The organism is Georgenia sp. Marseille-Q6866 (genome assembly GCF_965111665.1).
In genome coordinates, this window is sequence record NZ_CBCOOR010000017.1 from 1 (window position 1) to 16,313 (window position 16,313).

Below are 16,313 nucleotides of genomic sequence, written 5' to 3' on the forward strand. Positions count from 1 at the left end.
ACAATCGCCGCATACGCGACCACGTCCGCAACCTCGAGGCCCTGGGCTACAAGGTCACCCTCGAGCTCGCCGCCTAACGTCAACCACGCCAGCTGGCACCCGAGAGTCACCACATTTTCGGACTAGCTGTCGGCGATGGAGCGGGGTGGGTGGCGCCGCCCGCCCCGCTCCATCGCCGACAGGTGAGTTGTTACCCCGTCCCGGTAACAACTCAGCTGTCGGCGAGGGGGAGGCGCCGCGGGGGCGGGGGCGTCAGGCCTGGGAGGCGCGGTCGGCGGCCTGGGCGGCGAGGGCGCGGCGCACGGCGTCGCGGTCCTCGCCCACGAGGCGGCGCAGCGCGGCCGGCGCGTCCGGGTGCGCGGCGAGCCACTCGTCGGTGCGGGCGAGCACGTCCACCCCGTGCTCGTCGGCGAGGCCGGCGAGGGCGAAGGGGTAGAGCCCGGTGATGATGTTCTGCGCCATCTCACTCGTCCGCTCCCGCCACACCGTCTGGAGGGAGTCGAAGTAGCGGTCGACGAAGGGCACGAGCAGCGAGCGGTCGTGGACGTCGGTGAAGCCGTCGATGACGGCGTCCTGGAGTGCGTTGGGCAGCTCGTCGGACTCGACGACCGACTCCCACACCCGCTCCTTGGCCTCGGCGCTCGGGACGATCGCGCCCGCGCGCGCGGCCGCCTGGCGGCCGGCGGCGGTGTCGTCGCGGCGGGACTCCGCGGCGATCTCCTCCTGGCCGGCGCGGGCCCCGGCGGCGAGCGCGGTGAGCAGCACCCAGCGCAGGTCGGTGTCGACCTCCAGGCCCTCGAGCACGCGGCTGCCGTCGAGCAGGCCGGCGACGACGTCGAGCTGGGCGTCGGTGGCGGCCTCGTCGGCGAAGGCGCGGACGAGCTGGAGCTGGGCGTCGGACCCGGGCTCGGCCTGCTCGGCGAGCTGCCACAGGCGGTCGACCACCCGCGGGGTGAGCTCTGCGCGGGACTCGGGGGCGGTGTAGGCACGCAGCGTGAGGCTGAGCTGGCGCAGCAGGACGAGCAGCACGGTCGAGTCCCGCTCGGCCCCGACGTTCGCCAGCACCAGCTCGAGGTACTCACGCGCCGGCAGCTCGCCGTCGCGGGTCATGTCCCAGGCCGCCGCCCACACGAGCGAGCGGGGCAGGGACTCGGTGAAGTCGTCGAGGTGGTCGACGGCGGTGCGCAGCGACTCCTCGTCCAGGCGCACCTTGGCGTAGGCGAGGTCCTCGTCGTTGACGAGCAGGAGGTCCGGGCGCGGGCGGCCGACGAGCTCGGGGATCTCGGTGCGGGCGCCGTCGACGTCCGTCTCCACCCGCACCACCCGCTCCAGGCGCGTACCGCCGTCGTGCTCGACGACGTCGTAGCCGCCGACGACGAGACGGTGCGGACGCAGCACGGGGTGCTCGTCCGGGGCCTCCTGGGCGACGGCGAAGGAGGTGATGACCCCGCCGTCGTCCGTGGTGAGGTCGGGGCGCAGGAGCGTGACACCGGCCTGCTCCAGCCACACCTGCGACCACGCGGTGAGGTCGCGCCCGCTCGTGGCCTCGAGCTCGGTGAGGAGGTCGCGCAGCTCGGTGTTGCCCCACTCGTGCTTCGCGAAGTACGCGCGTACCCCGGCGAGGAAGGCGTCCTGGCCCACCCAGGCGACGAGCTGCTTGAGGACCGAGGCGCCCTTGGCGTAGGTGATGCCGTCGAAGTTCACCTCGACGTCCTCGAGGTCGTTGATCTCCGCGACGATCGGGTGGGTCGAGGGGAGCTGGTCCTGGCGGTAGGCCCAGGACTTCTCCAGCGAGGAGAAGGTGGTCCACGCGTCGGTCCACGAGGTGGCCTCGGCGGTGGCGAGGGTGGACATGTACTCGGCGAAGGACTCGTTGAGCCACAGGTCGTTCCACCAGCGCATGGTGACGAGGTCGCCGAACCACATGTGGGCGAGCTCGTGGAGGATCGTCACGACGCGGCGCTCGACCGTGGCCTCGGGGACCTTGGAGCGGAAGACGTAGCTCTCGAGGAAGGTGACCGCGCCGGCGTTCTCCATGGCGCCGGCGTTGAACTCCGGGACGAAGAGCTGGTCGTACTTCTCGAAGGGGTAGGGGCGCCCGAAGGCGTCCTCGAAGAACGCGAAGCCGGACCGGGTGATGTCCATGACGTTCTCGGCGTCGAGGTGCTCGGCGAGGGAGGCGCGGCAGAAGACACCGAGCGGGATGGTGCGCCCGTCGCTGCTCGTCAGCTCGCCCGTCACCCGGTGGTAGGGGCCGGCGACGATCGCGGTGATGTAGCTCGAGATGCGCGGGGTGGGCGCGAAGTGCCAGACGGCGGCGGCGTCGTCGCCGTCCACCGGCTCCGGCTCGGGGGTGGGGGAGTTGGACACGACCGTCCAGTGCCGCGGCGCGCGGACCGTGAAGCGGAAGGCCGCCTTGAGGTCGGGCTGCTCGAGGACGGCGAAGACGCGGCGGGAGTCGGCGACCTCGAACTGGCTGTAGAGGTAGACCTCGCCGTCGACCGGGTCGACGAAGCGGTGCAGCCCCTCCCCGGTGTTCATGTAGCGCGCGTCGGCGACGACGACGAGCTCGTTGCGCTCGGCCAGGCCGTCGACGGCGATGCGGGCGCCGTCCCACGCGTGCGGGTCCACGTGGGCGCCGTTGAGGCGGATCTCGTGGACGGCGTCGGCGATGAGGTCGACGAAGGTGCTCGCGCCGTCCCGGGCGGTGAAGGTGATCGTCGTGCGGGAGCCGAAGATCCGCGCGCCGCGGGTGAGGTCGAGCTCGACGTCGTAGGACTCGACGGCGACGAGCGCGGCGCGCTCGGCGGCCTCCTGGCGGGTGAGGTTCTCTCCGGGCACGGTCTGCTCCTTGTCACGTGGGTCGGCGGTCGGTCGGACCGGCCGCCCTCGATCCTGCCACGCCGCTCGCCGCGGGCACACGCCGATATCCGGCTCCCGGTGGGCCCGGCTGCCATGCTGGTGGCATGCGCTGGCTCTGGGCCCCGATGCTTGCGGGCACCGTCTATCTCGTCGTCGACGCGGCGCGGGAGGCAAGCGTCGCCGCGGCAGTGGGGTACGGCGTCGTCGGCCTCGCCCTGACCTGGTGGCTCAGCCCGTGGCAGGGATCGGGCCGGGCGCGGCACGCCGACGTCGTGGCTCGGCCGGCGGCCGAGCGGGCGGTCGTCATCTACTGGCGCCCGGGGTGCACCTACTGCGCGCGGCTGCGGGCCCGGCTGGGCCGTGCGGGCCGCCGCGCCACGTGGGTCAATATCTGGCAGGACGAGGACGCCGCCGCGTTCGTGCGGAGCGTCAACGACGGGAACGAGACGGTCCCCACCGTCGTCATCGACGGTGAGTCCTTCACCAACCCCGATCCCGGCCGAGTGCTCGCGCGGCTCGCCGCGGCTTAGGCTGACCGCGGCGGCCCACGCAGGTGCCGCGGAGCACTCGAGGAGGACGTACATGGCCCAGGACGCCACCGCGAAGGATGTCGCCGACTTCTGGTTCGACCCGATCTGCCCGTGGGCGTGGATGACGTCCCGCTGGATGGGTGAGGTCGAGCAGGTCCGTCCCGTGACGGCGCGCTGGCACATCATGTCGCTGGCCGTGCTCAACGAGGGCCGTGATCTGCCCGAGGACTACCGGGCGATGATGGACAAGGCCTGGGGCCCGGCCCGCCTGGTCAACGCGGCCCGCGAGCTGCACGGGCAGGACGTCGTCAAGCCGCTGTACGACGCGCTCGGCACCCGCTTCCACCCGGGCGGCCGGGAGATCGACGACGTCTCGGTGTTCACCGAGGCGCTCGCGGAGGTCGGTCTGCCCGAGGAGCTCGTGCGCTACACGACCTCCGACGAGCTCGACGACTCCCTGCGGGCTTCCCACCGTGAGGGCATCACCAAGGTCGGCGAGGACGTCGGCACCCCGGTCGTGGCCTTCAACGACGTCGCCTTCTTCGGCCCGGTCATCACCCCCGCCCCCAAGGGCGAGGAGGCCGGGCGCCTGTGGGACGGCTGCGTGCTCGTGGCCGGCGTCCCGGGCTTCTTCGAGCTCAAGCGCACCCGCACCCAGGGCCCCGTCTTCGACTGACGCCCCGCCCCGCCTCCGTGTCGCGAGAGCCGGATTCCTCCGTGGAGGGATCCGGCTCTCGGCGGGAGGGGAGGGGGAGAGGCGCCGGGTCAGGCGGTCGTGAAGCGCTCGACGGCGCGGGCGGACTCGGCGCGGTAGGCGGCGAGGACCTCGGGGGTGGGCTCCGCGGACAGGACGAGGGTCCCCTCCCGCTCCCACACCGGCGGCTGCTCGGCGCCGGACAGCACCCAGGCGGCCTGGCGGGCCGCGCCGTCGGCGACGTACTCGCCCGGCTCGGGCAGCTCGACGTCCTGGCCCAGCACGGCCGGTGCGACCTGCTGGACGGCCGCCGAGCGGGCGGCGCCACCGATGAGGCTGATGCGGCGCACCTCCACACCCTGGGCCTGGACCGCGGCCATGCCCTCGGCGAGGTGGCACATCATGCCCTCGACGGCAGCGCGGGCGAGGTTCTCCCGCGTCATCGACGCGCGGGTCATCCCGTGCAGCGACCCGGTGGCCGTGGGCAGGTTGGGGGTGCGCTCGCCGTCGAGGTAGGGCACGTGGACGAGGCCGCCGGCGCCCGGCTCGGCGGCCAGGGCGAGCTCGCTGAGGCCGGCGTGGTCGACGCCGAGCAGGCGGGCGGTCGCGTCGAGCACGCGGGAGGCGTTGAGCGTCGTCGCCATCGGCAGGAAGTTCCCGGTCGCGTCGGCGAAGCCGGTGACCAGGCCGCTCGCGTCGCGGACCGGGTCGGCGGCGACGGCGGAGACGACGCCGGAGGTGCCGAGAGAGAGCGTCACGTCCCCGGTGGCGAGGCCGACGCCGAGCGCGGCGGCCGCGTTGTCCCCGGCGCCGGGGCCGAGGAGTGCGCCCGTGCCGCCCACCTGGCCGGCGGCAGTCGAGGGACCGAGCACGCGCGGCAGGACGAGGTCGGTCTCCCGGCCGAGCGCGAGGTCGAGCAGGTCGCGCCGGTAGGTGTTGCCGGCGGGGTCGAAGTACCCGGTCCCGGAGGCGTCGGACCGGTCGGTGGCGAGGTCCTCCAGCGCCCCGGTGCCGAGGAGGCGCCAGGTGAGCCAGTCGTGGGGGAGGGCGACGGCGGCCACCCGGGCCGCGTTCTCCGGCTCGTGCTGGGCGAGCCAGCGCAGCTTCGTCACCGTGAGCGAGGCGACGGGCACCGAGCCGATGGCCTGGACCCAGGCGCGCCGCCCGGCCGCGACGTCGCCGTCGCCGAGCTCGCGCACGAGGTCGGCGGCGGCCTGCGCGGAGCGGGTGTCGTTCCACAGCAGCGCGGGGCGGATGACCGCGCCGTCCGCGTCGAGGACGACCATCCCGTGCTGCTGACCACCGACCGAGACGGCCGCGACGTCGTCGAGACCGCCGGCCTGCGTCAGTGCATCCTGGAGCGCGTCCCACCACGCAGCGGGGTCCACCTCGGTACCGTCGGGGTGGGACGCCTGGCCCGAACGGACCAGGCGACCGGTGTCTGCCTCCCGCACGACCACCTTGCAGGACTGGGTCGAGCTGTCGATGCCGGCAACGAGCCGGCCGGCGAGCGGGGAAGTCATGGCGCCACCTCTGCGGGACGAGATTGTTAGAGCATGGAACTAAACCAGGCAGGATCGGTATGGTCAAGGTATGACGGTCACTGACGACGCGCGGAGCGTCCCCGCGGGCTCGCTCACGCCTGGCGTGGGCCAGGCCTCGCTGCGCGACCAGAACCTCTCCGTGGTCACCATGCTGGCCTATGCGGCGCCCGAGCCGGTCTCCCGCGCCGCCATCGCCGCGGGCAGCGGCCTCACGCGCTCGACGGTCTCCCGGCTCGTGGACGAGCTCCTCGCCGGGGGGCTGCTCGAGGAGCTGCCGCCGCAGATCGCCGGGCGGGGGCGGCCCGCCACCCCGCTCGTCCCGGCCCGCGGCACGATCGCGGGGCTGGGTCTGGAGGTCTCCCCGAGCTACCTCGGCGCCCGGCTCGTCGACCTCAGCGGGGCGGTCCTCGCCGAGCGGGTCGTCCCCGCGCACCTCGAGGCCAGCGACCCAGCCGTCGTCCTCGGGCGCCTCGCGCATCTGGCCCGGGAGATCCTCGCGGCCAGCGACGGGCGGTGGACCGTGCTCGCGGGGGCGCGCCTCGCCGTGCCCGGCCTCGTCGACTCCGTCGGCCGGGTGCTGCGCGCGCCCAACCTCGGCTGGCGGGAGATCGTGCCCGCGGAGCACCTCCGGCTCCCCGGCACGCCCGGCGCGGGCCAGCCCGCCGCCGTCGGGGTCGGCAACGAGGCGGACCTTGCCGCCCTCGCCCACGCGCTGGAGGCGCCGGGCAGGCCCGCGGGCAGCGGCACCTTCTTCTACGTCTCAGCCGACATCGGCGTCGGTGGCACGTCCGTCGTCGACGGCATGCCCGTGCGCGGCCGGCACGGCTGGGCCGGGGAGGTGGGCCACACGCTCGTCGACCCGACCGGACCGGCCTGCACGTGCGGTGCCGTCGGCTGCCTCGAGCAGTACGCCGGGCGCGACGCCCTCCTCGCCGCCGCCGGCCTCGGCCCGGACGCCTCCGCAGACGAGCTCGCCGCCGCCGCCGCAGCCCAGCCCGGCCCGGCGCGTGACGCCGTCGAGCGCGCGGGACGGGCGCTGGGCACCGCCCTGGCCAACGTCGTCAACCTCCTCGACGTCGACGACCTCGTGCTCGGCGGCCAGTTCATCCCGCTCCTACCTGCCATGCGCCCGGCGATGGAGGCGGAGCTCGGGCGCCGCGTCCTCGCGGCCCCGTGGCTCGACGTGACCATCCGGCCGGGACTCTCCGGCGAGCCCGCCCTGACCGGGGCAGCGCTCGCCGTCCTGGGTGACGTCGTCGCCACGCCGGGCAGCTGGCTGCTCAGTGCTTGACACCACCTGCCCCTCACGTAGTTAAATTGCGCTAAGAAACAAAACCCACTCGACGAGGAGTCACTCCATGGTTCGCAAGCCCACGTCCGACGACCGCTTCTCCTTCGGCATCTGGACCGTCGGCTGGTCCGCCCAGGACCAGTTCGGCGCCGCCACCCGCCCCGTGCTCGACCCCTGGGAGTACGCCACCAAGCTCGCCGAGCTCGGCGCCTGGGGCATCACCTTCCACGATGACGACGTCGTCCCCTTCGGCGCCGACGACGCCGAGCGTGAGCGCATCCTCACCCGCTTCAAGCAGGCGACCGACGACGCCGGTCTGACCATCGAGATGGTCACGACCAACACCTTCAGCCACCCGATCTTCAAGGACGGCGGCTTCACGGCCAACGACCGCTCCGTGCGCCGCTTCGGCCTGCGCAAGGTGCTGCGCAACGTCGACCTCGCCGCCGAGCTCGGCGCGACGACCTTCGTCATGTGGGGCGGGCGCGAGGGCAGCGAGTACGACGGCGCCAAGGACGTCAACGCCGCGCTCAACCGCTACCGCGAGGGCATCGACACCGTCGCCGGCTACATCAAGGACAAGGGCTACGACCTGCGCATCGCGCTCGAGCCCAAGCCGAACGAGCCCCGTGGCGACATCCTCCTGCCCACGGTCGGCCACGCGCTCGGCTTCATCGCCGAGCTCGAGCACGGCGACATCGTCGGCCTCAACCCCGAGACCGGGCACGAGCAGATGGCCGGCCTGAACTACACCCACGCCCTCGCGCAGGCGCTGTGGTCGAACAAGCTCTTCCACATCGACCTCAACGGCCAGCGGTCCATCAAGTACGACCAGGACCTCGTCTTCGGCCACGGCGACCTGCTCTCGGCCTTCTTCACCGTCGACCTGCTCGAGAACGGCTTCCCGGGCGGTGGCCCCCGCTACGAGGGCCCCAAGCACTTCGACTACAAGCCCTCGCGCACCGAGCACATGCAGGGCGTGTGGGACTCGGCGGCGGCGAACATGTCGATGTACCTCATGCTCGCCGAGAAGGCCAAGGCCTACCGCGCCGACCCGCGCGTGCAGGAGGCCTTCGAGGAGTCCGGCGTGCTCGAGCTGTCGCAGCCCACGCTCGCCGAGGGTGAGTCGCTCGAGGGCTTCCTCGCCGACCGCAGCACCTTCGAGGACTTCGACGTCGACGCCGCCGCTGCCCGCGAGTACCGCTTCGTGCGCCTCAACCAGCTCGCCATGGAGCACCTCATCGGCTGACCCCAGCCACCCCGTACGCCGAGAGCCGGACTCCTCCAGGGGAGTCCGGCTCTCGGCGTCCGTCGGCCCACTTTAGGGGCTCCCTCGCCGAGCGGTGAGTTGTTACGGGGAACAACTCAGCGCTCGGCGCAAGGCATGGGGGAGTGGCGCGTGGTCTGGGCCTCGGTTACAGGCCGATGAGGGCGCCGAGCTGGGCCTTCATCTGCTCGAGCCGCTCGGCGGCGGCGCGGCGGGCGGCGGGCAGGCGGTCCTGCTCGCTCACCGGCTCCACGGCCTCGAGGTAGCACTTGAGCTTTGGCTCCGTGCCGCTGGGCCGGATGATCGCCCGGTCACCGCGGGCGGTGAGGTAGACCAGCCCGTCGGTCGGGGGCAGCCCGTCCTCGCCGGCCGAGAGGTCGATGGTCCGCACGACCGGCGAGCCGGCCAGCGCCTCGGGGCCGCTCTCGCGCAGCCGCTCCATCGCCGGCGGGATGACCGAGACGTCCTCGACGCGCAGGGTGAGCGGCGCCGTCGCGTGCAGCCCGTGCTGGAGGGCGAGCTCGTCGAGCACGTCGAGGAGCGTGCTGCCCCGGTCGACGAGCTGGGAGGCGAGCAGCGCCACCCGCACGGCCGCGCTGATGCCGTCCTTGTCGCGCACGGCCTGCGGGTCCACGCAGTAGCCCAGTGCCTCCTCGTAGCCGAAGACGAGCCCCGGCACCCGGCTGATCCACTTGAAGCCGGTGAGCGTCGTGCGGTGCTCCAGCCCGTGGGAGGAGGCGATGCGCGCGAGCAGGCGGGAGGACACGATCGAGCTGGCGAGCACCCCGTGCCCGGACACCGCGGCGCTGATCGCGGCCTGCTTGCCCAGGAGCGCGCCCACCTCGTCACCGGTGAGCTGGCGCCAGCCCTCGACCGTGCCGGTGTCCGGCACGGCCACCGAGCAGCGGTCGGCGTCGGGGTCGTTGGCGATGATGACGTCGGCCTCGACCTGCTGCGCGAGGCGGAAGGCGAGGTCGAGGGCGCCCGGCTCCTCGGGGTTGGGGAAGGCCACCGTGGGGAACTCGGGGTCCGGCTCGGCCTGCTCGGCGACGACGTGGACGTCGGGGAAGCCGGCGGCCGCGAGGGCGGCGACGGCCACCTCGGCCCCGACGCCGTGCATCGGGGTGTAGACGATCCGCAGGCTGCGGGCGTAGCCGTGGGGGACGAGCGAGGCGACCCGGGCGACGTACTCCTCCGTGATCGAGGCGTCGAGCACCTGCCAGCCGTCGGCGGGCAGCGGGACGTCCGCGAGGGGCCCGACGGCGGCGATGCGCGCGGCGATCTCGGCGTCGGCAGGCGAGACGAGCTGGGCGCCCTGCCCGGAGTCGGTGACGACCCGCCCACCGAGGTAGACCTTGTAGCCGTTGTCCTCCTTCGGGTTGTGGGAGGCGGTCACCATGACCCCGGCGTCGGCGTCCAGGGCCCGCACGGCGTAGGCGAGGACGGGGGTGGGGCCGACGGTCGGCATGAGCATCGCCTCGCCGCCGGCACCCGTGACGACGGCGGCCGCGTCCTCGGCGAAGCGCGCCGAGCCGTGCCGGGCGTCGTAGCCGATGACGACTCGCGGGGCGGCGCCGCCGAGCTGCTCGGTGAGCCACGCGGCGAGTCCCGCCGTCGTGCGGATGACGACGGCGCGGTTCATCCGGTTGGGTCCCCCACCGAGCGCTCCGCGCAGCCCGGCGGTGCCGAAGGCGAGCGGGCCGGAGAACCGGTCCTCCAGCTCGGCACTGGCCTCCTTGGCCTCCGGGCCGCCGGCCGTGGCGCGCTCGAGGAGCACCCCCAGCTCGTTGGCGGTGTGCGGGTCGGGGTCCTCGGCCATCCAGCTCCGGACGACGTCGACATCCATGAATGGGTTCCTCTCTCAGATACGACGGACGATGTCTGCCAGCAGCCGGGAGATCCGCGGGCCGGCAGCGCGGCCGGCCTCGATGACCTCCTCGTGCGAGAGCGGCTGGGCACTGATCCCCGCCGCCTGGTTCGTCACGAGCGACAGGCCCAGGATCTCCAGGCCCACGTGCCGCGCGGCGATGGCTTCCAGCGTCGTCGACATCCCCACGAGCGTGCCGCCGAGGAGCGCGACCATGCGCACCTCCGCGGGCGTCTCGTAGTGGGGGCCGGGGAGCTGGACGTAGACGCCCTCGGTGAGGGTCGGGTCGACCTCGCGCGCGATCTCGCGCAGTCGCGGGGAGTACAGGTCGGTGAGGTCGACGAAGGTGGCGCCCTCGAGGGGCGAGGCGGCCGTGAGGTTGAGGTGGTCGGAGATGAGGACCGGCGTGCCGGGCGCGACCGTCGGGTCCAGGCCCCCGCAGCCGTTGGTGAGGACGAGGCGCTGCACACCGGCCGCGGCGGCGGTCCGCACGCCGTGCGCGACCGCCCGCACGTCGCGCGACTCGTAGTAGTGCGTGCGCGAGCCGAGCACGAGCGCGTGGCGCGCCTCGCCGTCGGCGTCGATGCGGATCGAGCGGATGGTGGCGCCGTGTCCGGCGACGACGGGGGCGCGGAATCCGGGCACCTGCTCGGCGGGCACCTCGGCGACCGTCTCCCCGAGCAGCTCGGCCGCCCCTCCCCATCCCGAGCCGAGGACGAGGGCGACGTCGTGACGGGCCACTCCGGTGAGCTCGGCGAGGCGGTCGGCCGCCTCTCGGGCCAGGGCGAAGGGCGCGTCGTGGTCCGGTGTGCCGGTGGGGGTGGCCATGCCCCGACGTTACCGTCCGGGGTGCTCGGTGGGCATGCGGCGGGACAAAGGCGGCACAATGCCTGCGTGAGCACATCGACCGACGAGCACCGGCCCGCCGCGGAGCGCCCCGCCCCGACCGCCCCCGCCGAGGGGCGCCGTACCCAGGACGCCGCCGGCAGCTCGCCGGTCCGCGCGGGCAGCCGCGTCGTCATCATCGGCGGCGGGCCCGGCGGCTACGAGGCGGCGCTCGTCGCCGCGCAGCTCGGTGCGCGCGTCACGCTCGTCGAGCGGCAGGGCACCGGCGGGGCCGCCGTCCTCACCGACGTCGTCCCCTCCAAGACCCTCATCGCCACCGCCGAGTGGATGACGACGACGGAGGCCGCCGCCGAGCTCGGCATCCGCGGCGGGGGCGGCACGTCCGTCGACATGGCCGCCGTCAACAAGCGGGTCCTCGAGCTCGCCCAGCGCCAGTCCGAGGACATCCGCGCACGCCTCGAGCGGGAGGGCATCCGGGTCGTCGACGGCACCGGCCGGCTGGCCGGCCACCTCGGCAGCACCGGGACCCGGCCCGTCCACGTGACGACCGCCGACGGCGAGGAGATCGAGCTCGTCGCCGAGATCGTCCTCGTCGCCACGGGCGCCACCCCCCGCGTCCTGCCGGACGCGCAGCCGGACGGCGAGCGCATCCTCACCTGGGTGCAGATGTACAACCTCACCGAGCTGCCCGAGCACCTCGTCGTCGTCGGCTCCGGCGTCACCGGCGCCGAGTTCGCCGGCGCCTACAACGGCCTCGGCGTGCCCGTCACGCTCGTCTCCAGCCGCGACCGGGTGCTGCCCGGGGAGGACGAGGACGCCGCCGAGCTCATCGAGAACGTCTTCCGCAGCCGCGGCATGACCGTCCTGTCCCGCTCCCGCGCCGCCGCCGTCCGCCGCGTCGGGGACGGCGTCGAGGTCGAGCTCACCGACGGCCGCGTCGTCTCCGCCTCCCACTGCCTCGTCGCCGTCGGCGGCGTGCCGAGCACCGCCGGCCTGGGCCTGGAGGAGGCCGGCGTCGTGCTCCGCGACAGCGGGCACATCCAGGTCGACCGCGTCTCCCGCACGACGGCGGTGCGCGTCTACGCCGCCGGCGACTGCACCGGCGTGCTGCCCCTCGCCTCGGTCGCGGCGATGCAGGGCCGCATCGCCATGTGGCACGCGCTGGGCGACGCCGTCTCCCCGCTCGACGTCGACGCCGTCACCGCCAACATCTTCACCGCCCCCGAGATCGCGACCATCGGCGTCGGTGAGCGGCAGGTGCACGACGGCACGGTCGACGCCGTCGTCACCCAGCTGCCGCTGGCCCGCAACCCCCGGGCCAAGATGCTCGGCATCCGCGAGGGCTTCGTCAAGGTCATGGCCGACCGGCACTCCGGGGCGGTGCTCGGCGCGGTCGTCGTCGCGCCGCGCGCCAGCGAGCTCATCTTCCCGCTCGCCGTGGCCGTCACGCAGCGGATCACGGTGGACCAGCTCGCCAACGTCTTCACGATCTACCCCTCGCTCAGCGGGTCGATCGCCGAGGCCGCCCGCACGCTGCACCAGACGGGGGAGTGAACGCATGACCGCGCCCGCGCTCCCGGACCTGCGCACGGCCGACGTCGTCGACCTCACGCGCGCCCTGTGCGACATCCCCTCCGTCTCGGGCGCGGAGGGGCCGCTCGCCGACGCGATCGAGGCGGCTCTCGCCGGCCTGCCGCACCTGGAGGTGCTGCGCGACGGTGACGCCGTCATGGCGCGCACCCGGCTCGGGCGCGAGCGTCGGGCGGTCGTCGCCGGCCACATCGACACCGTGCCGGTCGCCGGCAACCTGCCCAGCGAGCTGCGCACCGTCGACGGCGAGGAGGTGCTGTGGGGCCGCGGCAGCGTCGACATGCTCGGCGGTGTCGCCGTCGCCCTCCACCTCGCCGCACGGCTCACCGCGCCAGCGTGGGACGTCACCTGGGTCTTCTACGACAACGAGGAGGTCGAGGCCGAGCGCAACGGCCTGGGCCGCCTCGCCCGCCACCACCCGCAGTGGCTGGCCGCCGACTTCGCCGTGCTCGGCGAGCCGAGCAACGGCGGCATCGAGGGTGGATGCAACGGCACGCTGCGCGTGTCCGTGACGACGGCGGGACGCGCCGCCCACTCCGCGCGCGCCTGGCGCGGGGTCAACGCCATCCACCTCGCCGCGCCCATCCTCACGCGCCTGGCCGAGTACGAGCCGCGCTCCGTCGAGGTCGACGGGCTCGTCTACCGCGAGGGCCTGTCCGCGGTCGGCATCAGCGGCGGCATCGCGGGCAACGTCGTGCCCGACTCCTGCGAGGTGCTCGTCAACTACCGCTTCGCGCCGTCGTCCTCGCTCGCCGAGGCCGAGGCGCACGTGCGCGAGGTGCTCGCCGGCTACGACGTCACCGTCGTCGACGGCGCCGCCGGGGCCCGCCCCGGCCTCGACTCCCCCGGCGTGGGCGACTTCATCGCCGCCGTCGGGCGCGTGACGGGCGGCGGCCCCGCCCCCAAGTACGGGTGGACCGACGTCGCCCGCTTCGCCGAGCTCGGGGTGCCGGCCGTGAACTTCGGCCCCGGTGACCCGTCCCTGGCGCACGCCGACGACGAGCACTGCCCGACCACCCAGATCCGTGACTGTGCCACCGCCCTGGAGGCGTGGCTGACCGAAGGAGCACGATGAGCCGGTCCTACAACCGCAACGGCTCGGCAGGCGGAGGCCGGAGCGCCGAGCGCCCCGCCGTCCGCGACAGCCGTGACGCCGACGTCTACCGCAAGGGCCCCGTGACCCTGCGCGGCGCGCAGATCCCCGACGAGACCTCCGACGAGCGTCTGCTCGCCAAGGACGACGACGCCGACTGGGTCCACTCCGACCCGTGGCGCGTCATGCGCATCCAGAGCGAGTTCGTCGAGGGCTTCGGCGCGCTCGCCGAGCTCGGCCCCGCCATCAGCGTCTTCGGCTCCGCCCGCACCGGCCGTGACTCCGAGGAGTACCGGATGGGGGAGGAGGTCGGGCGCCTGCTCGTCGAGGCCGGCTACGCCGTCATCACCGGCGGTGGCCCGGGCGTCATGGAGGCCGCGAACAAGGGTGCCTGCGAGGCCGGTGGGGTGTCGGTGGGCCTGGGCATCGAGCTCCCCTTCGAGCAGGGCATGAACGAGTGGGTCGACCTCGGGGTCAACTTCCGGTACTTCTTCGCCCGCAAGACGATGTTCGTCAAGTACGCCCTCGGCTTCATCGTCCTGCCCGGGGGCTTCGGCACCATGGACGAGCTGTGGGAGGCCCTCACGCTCGTCCAGACCGGCAAGGTGAGCTCCTTCCCGATCGTCCTCGTCGGCTCGGAGTACTGGGGCGGGCTGCTCGCCTGGGCGCGCGACACCATGGTCCCGGCCGGCACCATCGCCGAGGCGGACCTCGACCTCATCCAGCTCGTCGACACCGCCGAGGAGGCGGTGGACCGGGTCCGCGACCGGCTCGCGCTCATGCGGGACGAGGCGAAGTCGCAGGCCCGCACCGCGGAGGAGGCCTCGACCTCCTGAGCGTCCCGGGCGCCGGTCGCAGCGCCCCGACCTGCACCGTTGCCCCGAGCGCACACCGCCGCGGGGGAGGGGTGGACTAGACTGGTCCCGGTGCGCCGCAGACCCTGCGGCACGACACGACGATCGAATAGGGGTGCCAGATGGCCGCGATGAAGCCGAGGACCGGGGACGGGCCGATGGAGGTCACGAAGGAGGGACGCGGCATCGTCATGCGCGTTCCCCTCGAGGGTGGCGGTCGCCTCGTCGTCGAGCTCACGCCCGCGGAGGCAGGCGAGCTCAGCGAGGCCCTCAGCGCCGTCGCCCCCGCCTGACCGTTGACCTCCCTGAGCGAGCTCGGCCTCGCCGAGCTTCCCGAGGTCGTCGGTGAGTCCGGTTCGCTCGACGGCGCCGACCTCACCCAGGCCGGCGCCGTCGTCGTCGCCGTCGCGCCCGCCGGCGCCGGCGAGGAGGGCGTCGAGCCCCGCCCCGGCACGGCGGACGCCGCCGCGCGCTACGGCATCGACCTCGTCGACCTCGCCGCGCGCCACGGCCTGACCGGGCGGGCGGGGGAGTCGGCGGTCCTCGACCTGCCGCGTGCCCTGCCCGGCCGCGACTTCGGCTGGAACGAGCTGCCGGCCCGCCTGGTGCTCCTCGGCGTCGGCGACGCCGGCCCGGACGCCATGCGCAAGGTGGGCTCGGCCCTGTGCCGCACGACCACCGGCCTGGACACGGTCGTCACGCCCATCGGCGCGCTCGCCGGCGCCACCGGCCTGGCCGCCCTGCTCGAGGGCTTCTGGCTCACCGCCTACCGCGGCCCGCGCATGGCGCAGTCCCCGCGACCGGGCAAGCCTGCCGCCTCGCGGCTGGTCCTCCTCGGCAACGACGCGGACGCCGCCGTCATCGCGGCGGCGCGCACGGCGGCCACCGCCACGGTGCGCGCCCGCTTCCTCGCCGCGACGCCGTCCAACGTCAAGAACCCGCAGTGGCTGGCCGAGCAGGCCCAGGCCCTCGCCGCGGGCGTCCCCGGCGTGAGCGTCGAGGTCCACGACGAGACCTGGATCCGGGAGCAGGGGATGGGCGCGCTGCTCGCCGTCGGCTCCGGCTCCGCGACCCCGCCGCGGCTCGTCACGGTCACCTACAGCCCGCGCACGCGCGGCGGGCAGACCGTCGCGCTCGTGGGCAAGGGCATCACCTTCGACACCGGCGGCATCTCGATCAAGCCGCGCGAGTCGATGGTCGGGATGAAGACCGACATGGCCAGCGCCGCGGCGGTGCTCGCCACCGTCCTCGCCGCCGCCGAGCTGCAGGTGCCCCACCGGGTGGTGGGCGTGCTCGCCCTGGCGGAGAACGCCTTCGGCGCCTCCTCCTACCGGCCCGGCGACGTCGTGCGCGCCTACGACGGCACGTCGATCGAGGTCTCCAACACCGACGCCGAGGGCCGCATGGTCCTGGCCGACGCGATGGCCTGGGTGCGCGACACCGCACGGCCCGACGTCCTCGTCGACGTCGCCACGCTCACCGGCGCGGTGACGCTTGGCCTGGGACGCACCCACGCCGGCCTCTACGCGACCGACGAGTCCCTGGCCGCCGCCCTCCAGGCGGCGGGCGAGGTAAGCGGCGAGCGGACGTGGCGCCTGCCGCTGGTGGACTCCTACCGGCGCAGCCTGGACTCCGCCGTCGCCGACATCTCCCACCAGGCGCGCGACCCGCACGTCTCGGGTGGTTCGATCACCGCCGCGCTGTTCCTCCAGCACTTCGCGGGGGACACCCCGTGGGCGCACCTGGACATCGCCGGCGCCGGCCGCGCCACCAAGGCCCGCGACGAGATCCCCGAGGGCCCCACCGGCTACGGCGCCCGCCTCCTCCTCCGCTGGCTGCAGGACCTGGCCTAACCCCAACGACCGCATATGCGCG

At 74.1% G+C, this 16,313-nt stretch carries 13 protein-coding genes; 9 read left to right on the forward strand and 4 right to left on the reverse strand.

Annotated features, from left to right (window positions below; all coding sequences use genetic code 11):
- Window positions 1-252 precede the first annotated feature (252 nt).
- Window positions 253-2,841, reverse strand: coding sequence for an aminopeptidase N (gene pepN, locus ACWPXV_RS13810; RefSeq protein WP_454085749.1), 2,589 nt, complete (start codon window positions 2,839-2,841; stop codon window positions 253-255).
- A 125-nt stretch (window positions 2,842-2,966) separates the two neighbouring features.
- Here pepN and ACWPXV_RS13815 point away from each other — a divergent pair, with 125 nt between their 5' ends.
- Window positions 2,967-3,392: a glutaredoxin domain-containing protein gene (locus ACWPXV_RS13815; RefSeq protein WP_454085750.1), complete on the forward strand. Its 426-nt coding sequence runs from the start codon at window positions 2,967-2,969 to the stop codon at window positions 3,390-3,392.
- A 52-nt stretch (window positions 3,393-3,444) separates the two neighbouring features.
- Window positions 3,445-4,068, forward strand: coding sequence for a mycothiol-dependent nitroreductase Rv2466c family protein (locus ACWPXV_RS13820; protein WP_454085751.1), 624 nt, complete (start codon window positions 3,445-3,447; stop codon window positions 4,066-4,068).
- An 89-nt stretch (window positions 4,069-4,157) separates the two neighbouring features.
- On the opposite strand, the gene xylB is transcribed toward ACWPXV_RS13820, so the two are convergent.
- Window positions 4,158-5,609, reverse strand: coding sequence for a xylulokinase (gene xylB, locus ACWPXV_RS13825; RefSeq protein ID WP_454085752.1), 1,452 nt, complete (start codon window positions 5,607-5,609; stop codon window positions 4,158-4,160).
- 70 nt (window positions 5,610-5,679) lie between these two features.
- On the opposite strand from xylB, the gene ACWPXV_RS13830 reads away from it, so the two are divergent.
- Both ACWPXV_RS13830 and xylA read left to right on the forward strand, forming a co-directional pair.
- A complete protein-coding gene (locus tag ACWPXV_RS13830) occupies window positions 5,680-6,921 on the forward strand; it encodes an ROK family protein (RefSeq protein ID WP_454085753.1) in 1,242 nt (413 codons plus the stop codon).
- 67 nt (window positions 6,922-6,988) lie between these two features.
- A complete protein-coding gene (xylA, locus tag ACWPXV_RS13835; protein ID WP_454085754.1) occupies window positions 6,989-8,170 on the forward strand; it encodes a xylose isomerase in 1,182 nt (393 codons plus the stop codon).
- A 166-nt stretch (window positions 8,171-8,336) separates the two neighbouring features.
- On the opposite strand, the gene ACWPXV_RS13840 is transcribed toward xylA, so the two are convergent.
- Window positions 8,337-10,034, reverse strand: a complete 1,698-nt coding sequence (locus ACWPXV_RS13840; RefSeq protein WP_454085755.1) for a phospho-sugar mutase — start codon at window positions 10,032-10,034, stop codon at window positions 8,337-8,339.
- Window positions 10,035-10,049: 15 nt separating this feature from the next.
- Complete coding sequence (locus ACWPXV_RS13845; protein ID WP_454085756.1) at window positions 10,050-10,883, reverse strand: purine-nucleoside phosphorylase; 834 nt, start codon at window positions 10,881-10,883, stop codon at window positions 10,050-10,052.
- 66 nt (window positions 10,884-10,949) lie between these two features.
- On the opposite strand from ACWPXV_RS13845, the gene ACWPXV_RS13850 reads away from it, so the two are divergent.
- The 5 genes from ACWPXV_RS13850 (at window position 10,950) to ACWPXV_RS13870 (ending at window position 16,291) form a co-directional block, all read left to right on the forward strand.
- Window positions 10,950-12,455, forward strand: coding sequence for an NAD(P)H-quinone dehydrogenase (locus ACWPXV_RS13850; RefSeq protein ID WP_454085757.1), 1,506 nt, complete (start codon window positions 10,950-10,952; stop codon window positions 12,453-12,455).
- A 4-nt stretch (window positions 12,456-12,459) separates the two neighbouring features.
- Window positions 12,460-13,566, forward strand: a complete 1,107-nt coding sequence (gene dapE, locus ACWPXV_RS13855) for a succinyl-diaminopimelate desuccinylase (protein WP_454085758.1) — start codon at window positions 12,460-12,462, stop codon at window positions 13,564-13,566.
- Window positions 13,563-14,420 carry an LOG family protein gene (locus tag ACWPXV_RS13860; RefSeq protein ID WP_454085759.1) on the forward strand — a complete coding sequence of 286 codons (858 nt, stop codon included), beginning with the start codon at window positions 13,563-13,565 and terminating at the stop codon, window positions 14,418-14,420. The genes dapE and ACWPXV_RS13860 overlap by 4 nt, the downstream gene beginning before the upstream one ends.
- A 140-nt stretch (window positions 14,421-14,560) precedes the next feature.
- A complete protein-coding gene (locus ACWPXV_RS13865; RefSeq protein WP_110852098.1) occupies window positions 14,561-14,731 on the forward strand; it encodes a DUF3117 domain-containing protein in 171 nt (56 codons plus the stop codon).
- A gap of 3 nt (window positions 14,732-14,734) precedes the next feature.
- Window positions 14,735-16,291: a leucyl aminopeptidase family protein gene (locus ACWPXV_RS13870; protein ID WP_454085760.1), complete on the forward strand. Its 1,557-nt coding sequence runs from the start codon at window positions 14,735-14,737 to the stop codon at window positions 16,289-16,291.
- Window positions 16,292-16,313 lie beyond the last annotated feature (22 nt).

What these genes read in the sequence shown, in the direction of transcription:
- ACWPXV_RS13830 (WP_454085753.1), top strand. Translation starts at nt 5,680, where the DNA reads ATGACGGTCACTGACGACGCGCGGAGCGTCCCCGCGGGCTCGCTCACG.
- xylB (WP_454085752.1), bottom strand. Translation starts at nt 5,609, where the DNA reads ATGACTTCCCCGCTCGCCGGCCGGCTCGTTGCCGGCATCGACAGCTCG.
- ACWPXV_RS13860 (WP_454085759.1), top strand. Translation starts at nt 13,563, where the DNA reads ATGAGCCGGTCCTACAACCGCAACGGCTCGGCAGGCGGAGGCCGGAGC.
- ACWPXV_RS13845 (WP_454085756.1), bottom strand. Translation starts at nt 10,883, where the DNA reads ATGGCCACCCCCACCGGCACACCGGACCACGACGCGCCCTTCGCCCTG.
- ACWPXV_RS13865 (WP_110852098.1), top strand. Translation starts at nt 14,561, where the DNA reads ATGGCCGCGATGAAGCCGAGGACCGGGGACGGGCCGATGGAGGTCACG.
- dapE (WP_454085758.1), top strand. Translation starts at nt 12,460, where the DNA reads ATGACCGCGCCCGCGCTCCCGGACCTGCGCACGGCCGACGTCGTCGAC.
- ACWPXV_RS13840 (WP_454085755.1), bottom strand. Translation starts at nt 10,034, where the DNA reads ATGGATGTCGACGTCGTCCGGAGCTGGATGGCCGAGGACCCCGACCCG.
- xylA (WP_454085754.1), top strand. Translation starts at nt 6,989, where the DNA reads ATGGTTCGCAAGCCCACGTCCGACGACCGCTTCTCCTTCGGCATCTGG.
- ACWPXV_RS13815 (WP_454085750.1), top strand. Translation starts at nt 2,967, where the DNA reads ATGCGCTGGCTCTGGGCCCCGATGCTTGCGGGCACCGTCTATCTCGTC.
- ACWPXV_RS13820 (WP_454085751.1), top strand. Translation starts at nt 3,445, where the DNA reads ATGGCCCAGGACGCCACCGCGAAGGATGTCGCCGACTTCTGGTTCGAC.